This window comes from Tardiphaga sp., from assembly GCF_028290495.1.
In the GTDB taxonomy this organism is placed as follows: Bacteria; Pseudomonadota; Alphaproteobacteria; order Rhizobiales; family Xanthobacteraceae; genus Tardiphaga.
On sequence record NZ_JAQGJT010000102.1, the window covers coordinates 1 to 13415 of the forward strand.

Genomic DNA, 13415 nt, shown 5'->3' on the forward strand with positions numbered 1-13415 from the left:
CTGGAGGGCGGCACCCTGAGCGTGCTGCTGGGCCCGACGTTGTCGGGCAAGACCTCGATCATGCGGCTGTTGGCCGGTCTCGACAAGCCGAGCTCCGGCCGCGTGCTGGTCGACGGCAAGGACGTCACCGGCTTCGATGTGCGCAAGCGATCGGTGGCGATGGTCTATCAGCAGTTCATCAACTACCCCTCGCTGACGGTCTATGAAAACATCGCTTCGCCGTTGCGGGTGCAGGGCAAGCCGCGCGCCGAGATCGACAGCCGGGTGCAGGAGGCGGCCAGATTGCTCAAGCTCGAGCCGTATCTGACCCGCACCCCGCTGCAATTGTCGGGCGGCCAGCAACAGCGCACCGCGATCGCCCGCGCGCTGGTAAAAGGCGCCGATCTGGTGCTGCTGGACGAGCCGCTGGCCAATCTCGATTACAAGCTGCGCGAGGAATTGCGCACCGAACTGCCGCGTATCTTCGAGGCTTCAGGTGCGATCTTCGTCTATGCGACCACCGAGCCCTCCGAAGCGTTGCTGCTCGGCGGCAACACCGTCTGCCTGTGGCAAGGCGAAGTTCTGCAGGTCGGCGACACCTCGAAAGTATACCGCCAGCCGGAGACTCTAAAGGTGGCAGAAGTGTTTTCCGATCCGCCGCTCAACCTGGTCGACATCGAGAAGCAGGACGGCTTCGTGCAATATGCCGGCGGCGCGCGCGCGCCGGCGAGCGGACTCTATGCAGGCCTGAGCGATGGCGCCTATCGCGTCGGCTTTCGCGCGCACCAACTGGAAGTCGCCAACGGCATTGCCGGGCGTCACGCGTTTCCGGCGGAGGTCACCGTGACCGAGATCACCGGCTCGGAGAGTTTCGTGCATCTGAAGCGCGACGATTCCAACTGGGTCGCGGTGCTGCAGGGCGTGCACGACTTTCCGCCGGGCCATCATCTCGATGCCGTGCTCGACCCCGACAATCTCTTTATCTTCGATGACCGCGACCGTCTGGTCGCGGCGCCTCGGCAAATGTAGGGAGGCGCCGCGTGGCCCGCATCGATCTCGTCGATCTCGCGCAATCCTACGGCGGCCCCGATGCCGATCCGGAATCATTTGCGCTGAAGCCGATATCAATGACGTGGCGGCAGGGCGGCGCCTATGCGCTGCTCGGCCCCTCCGGCTGCGGCAAGACCACGTTGCTCAATTTGATCTCCGGCATCGTTGCGCCAACGCGCGGCAAGATCCTGTTCGATGACGTCGACATCACGCAACGCTCGACGCAGCAGCGCAACATCGCGCAGGTGTTCCAGTTTCCCGTCATCTACGACACCATGACGGTGGGCGAGAACCTGGCGTTCCCCCTGAAGAACCGCGGCGTCGCGAGGCCGGAGATCGAGAGGCGCGTCGCCGAGATCGCGGGCCTGCTCGACCTCACGCCCTGGCTGAACCGCAAGGCGACGCGGCTAACCGCCGACGCCAAGCAGAAGATTTCTCTCGGCCGCGGCCTGGTTCGCGCCGACGTCGCCGCGGTGCTGTTCGACGAGCCGCTGACGGTGATCGATCCCGCGTTGAAATGGGAGCTGCGTTCGAAGCTGAAGGCGCTGCACCATCAACTGGATCTGACAATGATCTATGTCACTCACGACCAGACCGAGGCGTTGACCTTTGCCGACACTGTGGTGGTGATGCATGACGGCCGGGTGGTGCAGTCCGGCACGCCGCAACAGTTGTTCGACAGGCCGGAGCACACTTTCGTCGGCTATTTCATCGGTTCGCCCGGCATGAATATCGTGCCTGCCGAGGTTGACGGCCGTGCCGCGGTGGTCGGCGGCCACACCATCGCATTGCAGCGCAGCTACGACCGGCTGCCGCCCGGTGCGAAGATCGAGGTTGGCGTTCGCCCGGAATTCGTCGAGGTGGCCGCGCCGGCGCCCGGGCTGTTGTCGGCCAACATCGAGCGTATCGACGATCTCGGCCGCGTCCGTTTTGCGCGCGTGCGGATCGGGGACGTCAAATTCGCCGCGCGGGTCCCACAGGGATTTTCGATTCCCGGCTCGGAAGCCGGCTTGATCTTCGATCCGTCGCGGGTCCACATTTATGCCGACAGCCGCCTCGTTGAGGGCACTGCGTGATGGACAAAACCGTCAACCAAAAAGCCTGGTTCCTGGTGCTGCCTGTATTTCTGGTGGTGGCGTTCTCCGCGGTGCTGCCGCTGATGACGGTCGTGAACTATTCGATGCAGGACACGTTCGGCAACAACCAGTTCTTCTGGAATGGTGTCGGCTGGTTCAAGGAGCTGCTCGATCCCTCCACCGATCTCGGCGAACGCTTCCTCGCATCGCTCTGGCGCAACCTTGCCTTCTCCGCGATCATCCTCGCCATCGAGGTGCCGCTCGGCATCATCGTGGCTCTGTCGATGCCGCGCGAGGGCTGGCGCGTCGCGGCGTGCCTGGTGATCATGGCGCTGCCGCTGCTGATCCCGTGGAATGTGGTCGGCACTATCTGGCAGATTTTCGGCCGGCCCGACATCGGCCTGCTCGGCTACACGCTCAACCATCTGGGCATGGACTACAATTACGTCTCCAACGAATTCGACGCCTGGGCCACGGTGATCGTGATGGATGTCTGGCACTGGACCAGCCTCGTGGCGCTGTTGTGCTATGCCGGGTTGAAGTCGATTCCCGATGCCTATTACCAGGCTGCGCAGATCGATGGCGCGTCGCGCTGGGCGGTCTTCACCGCGATCCAGTTGCCGAAGCTCAACCGCGTGCTGCTGATCGCGGTGCTGCTGCGCTTCATGGACAGCTTCATGATCTACACCGAACCGTTCGTGGTCACTGGCGGTGGTCCCGGCAATTCGACGACCTTCGTGTCGATTGAACTGGTCAAGATTGCACTTGGCCAGTTTGACCTCGGCAAGGCCGCCGCATTGTCGCTGGTCTACAACCTGATCATCCTGATCGTGTGCTGGGTGTTCTACACCGTGATGACCAATGCCGGCGCCGATCGCGGCCAGCAAGAGGGGGCGGTCTGATGCATTCGATTCCCGGTCGCCGCCTGATCCTGTCGCTGTATCTGGTCTTCCTGATGCTGCCGATCTACTGGCTGGTCAATATGAGCTTCAAGACTAATGGCGAGATCGTCTCGACCATGACGCTGTGGCCGCACCAGCCGACCCTGGCGAACTACATCCGCATCTTCACCGACGAAAGCTGGTATTCCGGCTACATCAACTCGCTGAAATATGTGGTGATCAACACCATCCTCTCGATCTCCTTCGCCCTGCCGGCGGCCTATGCCTTCTCGCGCTACCGCTTCCTTGGCGACAAGCACTTGTTCTTCTGGCTGCTGTCGAACCGGATGGCGCCGGCCGCGGTCTATGCATTGCCGTTCTTCAACCTGTATTCGGCGATCGGCCTGTTCGATACGCCGTGGGCGGTGGCGCTGGCGCATTGCCTGTTCAACGTGCCGCTGGCGGTGTGGATTCTCGAAGGCTTCGTGTCCGGCGTGCCGCGCGAAATCGACGAGACCGCGTTTCTCGACGGTTATTCATTTCCGAAATTCTTCGTCAAGATCCTGGTGCCGCTGATCGCGTCGGGCATCGGCGTCGCGGCGTTCTTCTGCTTCATGTTCTCCTGGGTCGAACTGCTGCTGGCGCGGACGCTGACCTCGGTCAACGCGAAGCCGATCTCGGCGGTGATGACGCGCACCGTGTCTGCCTCCGGCATGGACTGGGGCCTGCTCGCCGCCGCCGGCGTGCTGACGATTATTCCGGGTGCGCTGGTGATCTGGTTCGTCCGCAATTACATCGCGCGCGGTTTTGCGCTCGGTCGGGTGTAGGGGGGGCTTATGGAAAACATCGCATGGATGGCCTGGACGCCGCCGACCGCGATCTTCTTCGCGCTGCTGGCGGCGACGTTGGGCACGATGACGTGGCTCGCGGTTGCCTATCCCGAAGCCGAGCGGATTGGGGTGCTGCGCATTCCCACCACGCGCGGTGACCGGCTGTTCATCTCGCTGATTTCCGCCGCCGTGATCCATCTGTTGTGGATCGGGTTCATCGGCACCGGCGCCATCGCGACGTTGCCGATCGGCGAAGAAGGTTTTGAAATCTCGAGCCTGTGGCTCGCGACGCTGGTTTCGTTTGGGATGGCCGTGGCGATTTTTCGCACGGTCTGACAGGCGAGGAAGACAGGCCCGGGATCAACCCGGCCTGAAGCAACACTAGGGAGAAGGCAATGAAGCACCTGACCAGACAAGGCAGCCGTGTATCCACGGCCCGCCTGATGACCATGACCAGCGCCGCCGCATTGATTGCCGCGACGGTGACGCTGGCCGCGCCCGCCCGTGCCGACGACGCCGCCGCGCAGCGCTGGATCGACACCGAATTCCAGCCCTCGACGCTGTCCAAGGCCGATCAGCTGAAGGAGTTGCAGTGGTACGCCAAGGCTGCCGAACCCTTCAAAGGCATGGAGATCAACGTGGTCTCCGAGACGCTGACGACCCACGAATATGAATCCAAGACGCTGGCCAAGGCGTTCTCGGAACTGACCGGGATCAAGATCAAGCACGACATCATCCAGGAAGGCGATGTGGTCGAGAAGCTGCAGACCCAGATGCAGTCCGGCAAGAATGTCTATGACGGCTGGATCAACGATTCCGATCTGATCGGCACGCACTTCCGCTACGGCCAGACCATCGCGCTGTCGGACTACATGACCGGCGAAGGCAAGGACGTCACCGATCCGATGCTCGACGTGAAGGACTTCATCGGCACGTCGTTCACCACCGCGCCGGACAAGAAGCTGTACCAACTGCCCGACCAGCAATTCGCCAACCTTTACTGGTTCCGGTACGACTGGTTCACCAATCCCGACTACAAGGCCAAGTTCAAGGCCAAGTATGGCTACGACCTCGGTGTTCCCGTGAACTGGTCGGCCTATGAGGATATCGCCGAGTTCTTCACCAACGATATCAAGGAGATCAACGGCGTCAAGGTCTATGGCCACATGGACTACGGCAAGAAGGATCCGTCACTGGGCTGGCGTTTCACCGACGCCTGGCTGTCGATGGCCGGTAACGGCGACAAGGGATTGCCGAACGGTCTGCCCGTCGATGAATGGGGCATCCGTATGGAAGGCTGTCGTCCGGTCGGCTCCTCCATCGAGCGCGGCGGCGACACCAATGGTCCGGCGGCGGTCTATTCGATCGTGAAGTATCTCGATTGGATGAAGAAGTATGCTCCGCCGCAGGCACAGGGCATGACCTTCTCCGAATCGGGGCCGGTGCCGGCGCAAGGCAACATCGCGCAGCAGATGTTCTGGTACACCGCCTTCACCGCCGACATGGTGAAGCCGGGTCTGCCGGTGATGAATGCGGATGGCACGCCGAAGTGGCGCATGGCCCCGTCGCCGCACGGGTCGTACTGGAAGGAAGGCATGAAGCTCGGCTACCAGGACGTCGGTTCGGCCACGCTGCTGAAGTCGACTCCGCCGGAGCGCCGCAAGGCGGCGTGGCTGTATCTGCAGTTCATCACCTCGAAGACGGTGAGCCTGAAGAAGAGCCATGTCGGCCTCACCTTCATCCGTGAGAGCGACATCTGGGACAAGTCGTTCACCGAGCGTGCGCCGAAGCTCGGCGGTCTGATCGAGTTCTATCGCTCGCCGGCCCGCGTGCAATGGTCGCCGACCGGCAACAACATCCCGGACTATCCGAAGCTGGCGCAATTGTGGTGGCAGAATATCGGCGATGCCTCCTCCGGTGCGAAGACGCCACAGGCGGCGATGGACTCGCTGGCAGCGGCGCAGGATTCGGTTCTCGATCGCCTCGAACGATCCAAGGTTCAGGGCGAATGCGGACCGAAGCTGAACAAGAAGGAGACGGCGGAATACTGGTATGCGAAATCCGCCAAGGACGGCAACATCGCGCCGCAGCGCAAGCTGGCCAATGAGAAGCCGAAGGGCGAGACGGTCGACTACGACACGCTGATCAAGTCGTGGCCCGCCACCCCGCCGCAGAAGCGCGCGTCGAACTGATCGACGCTCGAACCTGACCCTGCCCCAACGGGGCCGGGCGCTGTGCACATCACGCCGCCCTTGCGAGGCATCGCAAGGGCGGCGTTTTGCATAACGTCCGGGGGACAGCACCGGCATTTGTCGCCCCTGTCACGACGCCGTCATCTGCTGTACGCATGAGAGGTCATGCGATTTCTTGCAACGTTCCAGACCTATGACTTCCTCGACACACTGCTCAGTCTGGCGGTGGCCTTTGTGCTGGGCACGCTGATCGGTGCCGAGCGGCAATACCGGCAACGTACTGCGGGGCTGCGCACCAACGTGCTGGTCGCCGTGGGTGCGGCGGCGTTCGTCGATCTGGCGATGCATCTGGCCGGCGCCGACGGCGGCGTGCGCGTCATCGCTTATGTGGTGTCGGGGATCGGCTTTCTCGGCGCCGGCGTCATCATGAAGGAAGGCACCAACGTGCGCGGCCTCAACACCGCGGCGACGTTGTGGGGATCGGCGGCGGTCGGCTGCTGCGCCGGGGCCGACATGATCGCGCAGGCAACGGCGCTCACGCTGTTCGTGCTGGCCGGCAACACGCTGCTGCGGCCATTGGTCAACGCCATCAACCGCGCGCCGCTCGACGAGAAGTCGTCGGAGGCGACCTATTTCGTCAGGCTGACCGTCGCCGATCATGCGTTGGCCGCATTGCGCGACCAACTGGTCGAGCGGCTGGAAGCGGCACAGTACCCCGTGGGCAATCTCGATGTGGTCGATCATGGCGATGACACGCAGGAGATTATTGCCACGCTGGTCAGCACCGCCGTCGATCCCCGGGAACTCGACACGGCGGTCGCCGATCTGCAACGCCAGCCCGGCGTGGTTCACGCCACCTGGGAAGTCAGCACCAAGGATTAGAGCTGGCACGGCTCCCATGGAACCTTGGCGACTAGCGCTCGTTGACCACCAGATATAACCGAGGTGGCCCAATGATCCCGACCCGCAGCAAGCGCGCATCTCGAACGGAACTGGTGCTGTCCGGCGTGATGGTGGTAGTCGGCCTCGGCATTTCCGCCGCCTCGCTGGCGCAGTTGATGCCCGAACACCGCTGGATGGCCCAGGCGACGCAGCCGCTGCAATCGACCCCCGGTGCGGAGAGCAAGCCCGCCGCCCCCGCAGAGCCGGCGACGACCGGCGCGCGGCCGACCGAAATTCCGCCGCAGCCGGCGCGTCCCGAACCCGATGCGCAGAAGGCCGGCGCCGCGCCGGCTCTGCCGCCCGCGCCCGCCGAGAAGGTAGCGCCGCCGATTCCTGCGAAATAGCGACCGCCGCTAGGCGGCGTCCGGGTCGATCACCGCCAGCGTGATCCAGTGCGCTTCCAGCGCTGGCGTCGCGGCGCCCTCGATCTCGATGATAACGGCCCAGGCAGATTGCACCGACACCCGCCGCGCGGTCAGCCCGACCAGCTTGAATTTCCCCCGCACCCGGTTGCCCGACTTGACCGGGCTCATGAAGCGCACCTTGTCGAAGCCGTAATTGACCCCCATCCGCGTGCCGTTCACGCCGGGCAGGGCGTCGAAGGCCAGCACAGACAGCAACGACAGCGTCAGGAAACCGTGCGCGATGGTGCCGCCGAACGGCGTTTCCGCCAGCGCCCGTTCCGGATCGGTATGGATGAACTGATGATCCCGCGTGGCGTCGGCGAAGGTGTCGATCATCGACTGGTCGACCAACTGCCAGTCCGACACCAGTTCCGCACCGTTCAGCAGGCTGCGGTAATCGTCGAGCGGAATCAGTTTGCGGCGGATCGCTTCGGCCTCCGCGAGCCGCTTCTCGTCTGACAAATCGTAATCCTCGAAATCGTGCCTGGTCTGGATGCCGCTTTTAGAGCCTTTTCCGTTCCGATGGAATCGAAACGGAGGTGTGAGCCGGCATCCAATTCGCTCGAAAACGCTGTAGCAGACGCCGACGCAGAATGCGCCCGGCTTTGTCAGGTTCGGGCATGTAGTCCAACCGATGGTCTCGATTATTGCGCGGGCGCAGCCCATATTGGCCCGATGCGCGTCCGCGCCGGTACGGAGATTGCCATGAAGATCGACGACGTCCGCAACAACGCCTATTCGATGCCGCTGACCAATCCGTCGTTTCCGCGCGGGCCGTACCGGTTCTTCGATCGGGAATATTTCATCATCAGCTACCGCACCGATCCCGAGGCGCTCGCCGCCGTGGTGCCGGAGCCGCTGGAGGTCATCGACTCCATCGTCAAATACGAATTCATCCGGATGCCGGACTCAACCGGCTTCGGCGATTACACCGAGACGGGGCAGGCGATCCCGGTACGCCTGAACGGCGTCGAGGGCGTCTACATCCACTCGATGTATCTTGACGACGACGCGCCGATCGCCGGCGGCCGCGAGTTGTGGGGATTTCCGAAGAAGCGTGCCTCGCCGAAGATCGCGGTAGAGAGCGACGTGCTGGTCGGCACGCTGCATTACGGCTCGGTCCTGTGTGCGTCAGGCACCATGGGCTACAAGCACCGCCCGGTCGATCATGGCCTGGTGATGAAGGCGCTGACGGTGCCGAACTTCATTTTGAAAATCATTCCGCATGTCGACGGCACGCCGCGGATCTGCGAGCTGGTGCGCTATCACCTTGAGGATATCACCCTGAAGGATGCCTGGACCGGTCCCGCCGCGCTCGGCCTGTTTCCGCACGCCCTGGCCGATGTCGCGCGGCTGCCGGTGCGCGAGGTGATCTCGGCGCTGCACTTCAAGTGCGATCTGACACTGGGACTGGGCGAGGTGGCGTTCGATTATCTGGCGAAGTGAAGGGGGCTCCCGCTTCCTTGCCGCCGCCAGCCCCTCATGGTGAGGAGCGCGTATCTTCGCGCGCGTCTCGAACCATGAAGCCGGGGTGATGCAGCGCTTGCCGTCATCCTTCGAGATGAATGTGGCGGCTGCGCGAGAGCGCAGCCGCCACATTCTCCTTCAGGATGAGGGCGGAGTTTTCGTTAGCGAACGAGCACGTTCTTGAACTGCCAGGGATCCGAGGTGTCGATATCCTCGGGGAACAGGCCGGGGCGGCCCTTCAGCGGAGTCCAGTCGGTGTAGTAACCCTTCATCGGGCCGAGATAGGGTCCCTGGATTTCCAGCAGGCGATGGAAATCCATCTCGTCGGTCTCGACGATGCCTTCGGTCGGGTGCTCCAGCGCCCACACCATGCCGCCGAGAACGGCGGAGGTCACCTGCAGACCAGTGGCGTTCTGATAAGGCGCGAGTTCCCGTGTCTCCTCGATGGAGAGCTGCGAGCCGAACCAGTAGGCATTCTTGCCGTGGCCGTAGAGCAGCACGCCGAGTTCGTCGATGCCGTCGACGATTTCGTTCTCGTCGAGGATCTGGTGTTTCTCCTGCATCCCGTGGCCGAACATTTCATGGAGCGAGAGCACCGCGTCATCAGCCGGATGATAGGCATAGTGGCAGGTGGGCCGATAGACCGCGGTGCCCGATGCATCGCGCACCGTAAAATAATCGGAGATCGAGATCGACTCGTTGTGGGTGACGAGGAAGCCGTACTGCGCGCCGCGTGTCGGGCACCAGGTGCGCACGCGCGTGTCGGCGCCGGCCTGCATCAGGTAGATCGCCGCGCCGCAGCCGGTCTCGTGGCTGTGCGCGTTCTCCGGCATCCATTTTTCATGGGTGCCCCAGCCGAGTTCTGACGGCTGCACGCCTTCCGACATGAAACCTTCGACCGACCAGGTGTTGACGAAGACGCCAGGCTTCTTCGGCGATGTGGCGCGTTGCGTGTCGCGCTCGGCGATGTGGATGCCCTTGACGCCGGTCTGCCGCATCAGGTCTGCCCATTCGGCCTTGGTCTTCGGCTCCGGCGCATTGAGCTGCAGGTCAGCGGCGACATTCAGCAGCGCCTGCTTGGCGAAGAAGGAAACCATGCCGGGGTTGGCGCCGCAGCAGGAGACGGCCGTCGTCGAGCCCGGCGGACGCGCGTTCTTGGCGGCAAGCGTCGCCTCGCGCAGGGCGTAGTTGGAGCGCGCTTCCGGTCCCTTCGACGCGTCGAAGTAAAAGCCGAGCCAGGGCTCGTTGACGGTGTCGATGTAGAGCGCGCCGAGTTCGTTGCAGAGCTCCATGATATCGGTCGAGCCGGTATCGACCGACAGGTTGACGCAGAAGCCCTGGCCGCCGCCTTCCGTGAGCAGCGGCGTCAGCAACTCGCGATAGTTCTCCCTGGTCAGTCCCTGCTGGATGAAGCGCACGTTGTGCTTCTCGCAATGCGCCTTGCGGCCCTCGTCCTTGGGATCGAGCACGGTGATGCGCGACTTGTCGTAGTCGAGATGCCGCTCGATCAGCGGCAGCGTGCCTTTGCCGATGGAGCCGAAGCCGACCATCTCGATTGGGCCGGAAATCTTCGCATTGATCTGCGAGGCGGGGGTGGTCATCGTCGAAATCTCCAGAAGTGAATTTGAGTGAATTAAAGCAAAGCGGCGGCGAACTCAGCCGCGCCGTTTGCGTGGGTTGAACAGAAAATGGAACGTCAGTTCGTGCGACGCTTGGCGGTCACTTCGATTTCGATTTTCATCTCGGGCTTGTAGAGCCCGGCGACCACCAGAAGCGTGGCGGCCGGCCGGATTTCGCCGAGATGGGCACCGCAGACCGCGAACACCGCATCGGCATCCTTGGCGTCGGTGATGTAATAGGTCGCGCGCACGATATCGGCTATCTCGAATCCGGCCTCCTTCAGCGCGGCGCCGATGGTCTTGAAGCAGTTCTGTGTCTGCGCCGTGACATCGGCGGGCATCACCATGGTGGTGTAATCGTAGCCGGTGGTGCCGGAGACGAAGGCGAAATCGCCATCGACCACCGCGCGGCTGTAGCCGGCGGTCTTCTCGAACGGCGATCCCGTGGAAATCAGGCGGCGGGTCATTACGGGCCCCTCGGAATGAAACAGGCCCCGCAATGCCGTTTATTGGCGTTCAAATCAAGCCGCGCGTGCCGCCGGCGAGGCGGTTCTGGCCCGCTTGGCGGCTCTGCCGGTCGCCACGATCAAGCCGGCCACACCGTCGAGGGCGCCTGCGCGCAGTTCGAGGCCGAGCAGGCGGTGCCGCTCGAACGGGCCGGGCAGCGACAGGTTCTCCATCTTCTCCGGGGAGAAGCCGAAGCGGCTGTAATAGGGTTCGTCGCCGAGCAGGATCACTGCGCCATGGCCGAGCGCCTTCGCCGCGGCGATGGCGTGGTTCATCAGTTCGGCGCCGATGCCCAGTTCGCGGCACGACGGATCGACGGCCAGGGGGCCAAGCATCAAGGCTGCCTGGCCCCCGGCATCGACATGCCAAAGCCTGATCGTGCCGACCAGCCGGCCCTGATGCACCACCGAGAAGGCGAGGCCTTCGGCGGGCAGCCGTCCGTCGCGCAGCCGCTGGCAGGTGCGGGCATGGCGCGAGGCGCCGAAGCACACGTCCAGCAGCGCTTCGCGCGCGGCGATGTCGGAGCCACGTTCCGCACGGATCGCGAACGGGGTGGCTGCGATGGTCAGGGCAACAGTGTTGTTGGTGGCGGTCTTTTGCAGAGCAGTCGTCATGGCATGTCATTCCCCGCTGCGTTTGGCGCAGCGTTGTCATCCGGATAATGGAGGTGACGGGGTGGGAGTCGGCGAACCGGCTCCCGGTTATTCAGAGCGGAAAGGCGCTCAGATGTGGAAGGTGCGCAGCGGCGGGAAGCCGTTGAACGCCACCGACGAGTAGGTCGACGTATACGCGCCGGTGCCTTCGATCAGCAGCTTGTCGCCGATCTCCAGCGTCACCGGAAGCGGGTACGGCAGCTTCTCGTACATCACGTCGGCTGAGTCGCAGGTCGGGCCCGCGAGCACGCACGGCGTCATCTCGGCGCCGTCATGCGGCGTCTTGATGGCGTAGCGGATCGACTCGTCCATCGTCTCGGCGAGACCGCCGAACTTGCCGATGTCCAGGTACAGTAGAGCCGTTGGTTGCCCGACACGAGGAAGCCGGCGAGCCTGACGCCCGTGTACACGGCGATGACGAGCGAGCCGGGCCACTCGGGGTACGCCTGCGCGGACACCTGATTGAAGACGAGCGAGCCCGGGAGCAGCACCCCGAGGAGGACTATCATCGCCGGCAGGAAGATGGCCTGCGTACTCGACTGACTCGGCTGCCCCGCAAGCTCGCGTGCGGCGACCGCAGGGAGCCGACGTTCCACTCTGCTCTTGGCGGGTCGGATCGACATCAGGTCGCTCTTCCGAGCACGGTGTCGTAGAAGTCGACCACGCGGGTGCAGTTGCGCGCACGCGAGTGTTCCTTCGGCAGGTCGCTATCAGTACCCAGCAACGGCGCCGAGAGTTGGGATGCGATGCCCCTCTCGATGGCGTCCGTCTGCGACGGATCGATGAGGTGCATGTCGACGCCGCGCGCCGTCAACTCACGGAACTGCGGGAGATCACCGGCGACGATGTGGGCCCCACTGGCTATGGCGCCGAGGATGGACACCGGCATGCCATCGGAGTACGACGGCGACACGACCACCTGCGACGTACGCACCAGCTGGGCGAAATCGTCGCCTCCGAGCTCGCCGATGAGCCTGAGGCGTGAGTGGTCGTAGACACCGAACCGGCGGGTCACCTCGTCTTCCAGCCGAGCGAGACCCACGCCGACGAACGTGGCATCGGTGGTCCGGATGAGCCGCAATGCCGCCTCGATGAAGCCGAAGTAATTGCACGTGGGTGTGGCCTTGCGGACGTATGAGACCAGACCGGGCACCTTCGCGTCACGGGGGTGGAACATGGACTCGTCCACACCGAAGTTGCCTGCTGCGTGCAGGGTCGGCACGTCCGACCTGACGCCGTAGCGGAGTGCCCGGTCCAGGTCGGTCGTGGAGTCGTAATGGAATCCCGCCGCTGCGGGCAAGTATTTGCGGAGCCAGTGCCGCAGCAGGGGATCGCTGCTCGCCTGGGGGACGAAGTCCTGTCCCCACGACGACACGACCGTCGGCACACTGGCGTTCGCGGCGAGAGCCGTGATCCCTTCGTATGGAAGACGGAGGCCGTGCAGCAGTTCCGGCTTGAACCGCTCCACCGCCGCGCGCACGTCGGCCTGACGCGATGCCGAGCGGCTGACCTGCACGACCGAGTGGACGAACTGCAACTCGCTTGCGCGCCGCGCGACCACCGTCGCGAGACCCGTCTTCGTGGTCCGGGTCTCCACATAGCGCTGTCGCGCAGCGCTGAGTCCGCCCGAGGGGTTGAGTGAAATCCCGTCGTCGACGGGCTCGCTGCTGACACCCAGCACCTCGACGCCCGCGGACTCCAAGCCCGCGCGCCACCCTTGGGCATGCGGGCTGCGGAAGTCCGCATACAAAAGGACTCGCATCGTTAGGCCCGGATGCCCGTACGCTGGCGGTGGGAGTGGGCGGTCGACCGGAT

14 protein-coding genes and 1 pseudogene are annotated in these 13415 nt (G+C 63.8%); 9 read left to right on the forward strand and 6 right to left on the reverse strand.

Annotated elements, in window-relative coordinates:
* The 8 genes from JWQ24_RS16080 to JWQ24_RS16115 form a co-directional block, all read left to right on the forward strand.
* On the forward strand, nucleotides 1-1008 hold a 1008-nt coding region (locus JWQ24_RS16080; protein ID WP_299809910.1), incomplete at its 5' end, for an ABC transporter ATP-binding protein.
* Between the two features lie 11 nt (nucleotides 1009-1019).
* Complete coding sequence (locus JWQ24_RS16085) at nucleotides 1020-2105, forward strand: ABC transporter ATP-binding protein (RefSeq protein WP_299809912.1); 1086 nt, start codon at nucleotides 1020-1022, stop codon at nucleotides 2103-2105.
* Nucleotides 2105-3007, forward strand: a complete 903-nt coding sequence (locus tag JWQ24_RS16090; RefSeq protein ID WP_299809914.1) for a sugar ABC transporter permease — start codon at nucleotides 2105-2107, stop codon at nucleotides 3005-3007. The genes JWQ24_RS16085 and JWQ24_RS16090 overlap by 1 nt, the downstream gene beginning before the upstream one ends.
* Nucleotides 3007-3813 (forward strand): carbohydrate ABC transporter permease, encoded by an 807-nt coding sequence (locus tag JWQ24_RS16095; RefSeq protein ID WP_299809916.1) that lies wholly within the window; start codon nucleotides 3007-3009, stop codon nucleotides 3811-3813. The genes JWQ24_RS16090 and JWQ24_RS16095 overlap by 1 nt, the downstream gene beginning before the upstream one ends.
* A 9-nt stretch (nucleotides 3814-3822) precedes the next feature.
* Nucleotides 3823-4152: a DUF2160 domain-containing protein gene (locus JWQ24_RS16100; RefSeq protein ID WP_299809918.1), complete on the forward strand. Its 330-nt coding sequence runs from the start codon at nucleotides 3823-3825 to the stop codon at nucleotides 4150-4152.
* 59 nt (nucleotides 4153-4211) lie between these two features.
* Nucleotides 4212-6008, forward strand: coding sequence for an ABC transporter substrate-binding protein (locus JWQ24_RS16105; RefSeq protein WP_299809920.1), 1797 nt, complete (start codon nucleotides 4212-4214; stop codon nucleotides 6006-6008).
* 165 nt (nucleotides 6009-6173) lie between these two features.
* Nucleotides 6174-6890: an MgtC/SapB family protein gene (locus tag JWQ24_RS16110; RefSeq protein ID WP_299809923.1), complete on the forward strand. Its 717-nt coding sequence runs from the start codon at nucleotides 6174-6176 to the stop codon at nucleotides 6888-6890.
* A 71-nt stretch (nucleotides 6891-6961) separates the two neighbouring features.
* Entirely contained in the window at nucleotides 6962-7294 is a 333-nt protein-coding gene (locus JWQ24_RS16115; RefSeq protein WP_299809925.1) for a hypothetical protein, read from the forward strand.
* Between the two features lie 9 nt (nucleotides 7295-7303).
* On the opposite strand, the gene JWQ24_RS16120 is transcribed toward JWQ24_RS16115, so the two are convergent.
* Entirely contained in the window at nucleotides 7304-7741 is a 438-nt protein-coding gene (locus tag JWQ24_RS16120) for a MaoC family dehydratase (protein ID WP_299809941.1), read from the reverse strand.
* A 318-nt stretch (nucleotides 7742-8059) separates the two neighbouring features.
* Between JWQ24_RS16120 and JWQ24_RS16125 the strand changes: the two genes are divergently transcribed.
* Nucleotides 8060-8800 carry an acetoacetate decarboxylase gene (locus tag JWQ24_RS16125; protein ID WP_299809927.1) on the forward strand — a complete coding sequence of 247 codons (741 nt, stop codon included), beginning with the start codon at nucleotides 8060-8062 and terminating at the stop codon, nucleotides 8798-8800.
* Nucleotides 8801-8982: 182 nt separating this feature from the next.
* Here JWQ24_RS16125 and JWQ24_RS16130 read toward each other — a convergent pair whose 3' ends face one another.
* From JWQ24_RS16130 to JWQ24_RS16150, 5 genes and pseudogenes are all read right to left on the reverse strand, one after another.
* Nucleotides 8983-10422 (reverse strand): saccharopine dehydrogenase C-terminal domain-containing protein, encoded by a 1440-nt coding sequence (locus JWQ24_RS16130; RefSeq protein ID WP_299809929.1) that lies wholly within the window; start codon nucleotides 10420-10422, stop codon nucleotides 8983-8985.
* A gap of 95 nt (nucleotides 10423-10517) precedes the next feature.
* The gene (locus JWQ24_RS16135; protein WP_299809932.1) at nucleotides 10518-10907 is read right to left on the reverse strand and encodes a RidA family protein; all 390 of its coding nucleotides are present in this window, start codon (nucleotides 10905-10907) and stop codon (nucleotides 10518-10520) included.
* A 54-nt stretch (nucleotides 10908-10961) separates the two neighbouring features.
* Nucleotides 10962-11561 carry an N-acetyltransferase gene (locus JWQ24_RS16140; protein WP_299809935.1) on the reverse strand — a complete coding sequence of 200 codons (600 nt, stop codon included), beginning with the start codon at nucleotides 11559-11561 and terminating at the stop codon, nucleotides 10962-10964.
* Between the two features lie 108 nt (nucleotides 11562-11669).
* A pseudogene (locus JWQ24_RS16145) lies at nucleotides 11670-11954 on the reverse strand (ornithine decarboxylase); the annotation flags it as partial.
* Nucleotides 11955-12222: 268 nt separating this feature from the next.
* The coding region (locus JWQ24_RS16150; RefSeq protein ID WP_299809938.1) for a glycosyltransferase at nucleotides 12223-13415 on the reverse strand (1193 nt) is incomplete at its 5' end.

Bases quoted from the DNA above. Each gene is read 5' to 3' on its own strand.
- JWQ24_RS16090 (WP_299809914.1), top strand. From the start codon at position 2,105: ATGGACAAAACCGTCAACCAAAAAGCCTGGTTCCTGGTGCTGCCTGTA.
- JWQ24_RS16095 (WP_299809916.1), top strand. From the start codon at position 3,007: ATGCATTCGATTCCCGGTCGCCGCCTGATCCTGTCGCTGTATCTGGTC.
- JWQ24_RS16100 (WP_299809918.1), top strand. From the start codon at position 3,823: ATGGAAAACATCGCATGGATGGCCTGGACGCCGCCGACCGCGATCTTC.
- JWQ24_RS16105 (WP_299809920.1), top strand. From the start codon at position 4,212: ATGAAGCACCTGACCAGACAAGGCAGCCGTGTATCCACGGCCCGCCTG.
- JWQ24_RS16110 (WP_299809923.1), top strand. From the start codon at position 6,174: ATGCGATTTCTTGCAACGTTCCAGACCTATGACTTCCTCGACACACTG.
- JWQ24_RS16115 (WP_299809925.1), top strand. From the start codon at position 6,962: ATGATCCCGACCCGCAGCAAGCGCGCATCTCGAACGGAACTGGTGCTG.
- JWQ24_RS16125 (WP_299809927.1), top strand. From the start codon at position 8,060: ATGAAGATCGACGACGTCCGCAACAACGCCTATTCGATGCCGCTGACC.
- JWQ24_RS16130 (WP_299809929.1), bottom strand. From the start codon at position 10,422: ATGACCACCCCCGCCTCGCAGATCAATGCGAAGATTTCCGGCCCAATC.
- JWQ24_RS16135 (WP_299809932.1), bottom strand. From the start codon at position 10,907: ATGACCCGCCGCCTGATTTCCACGGGATCGCCGTTCGAGAAGACCGCC.
- JWQ24_RS16140 (WP_299809935.1), bottom strand. From the start codon at position 11,561: ATGACGACTGCTCTGCAAAAGACCGCCACCAACAACACTGTTGCCCTG.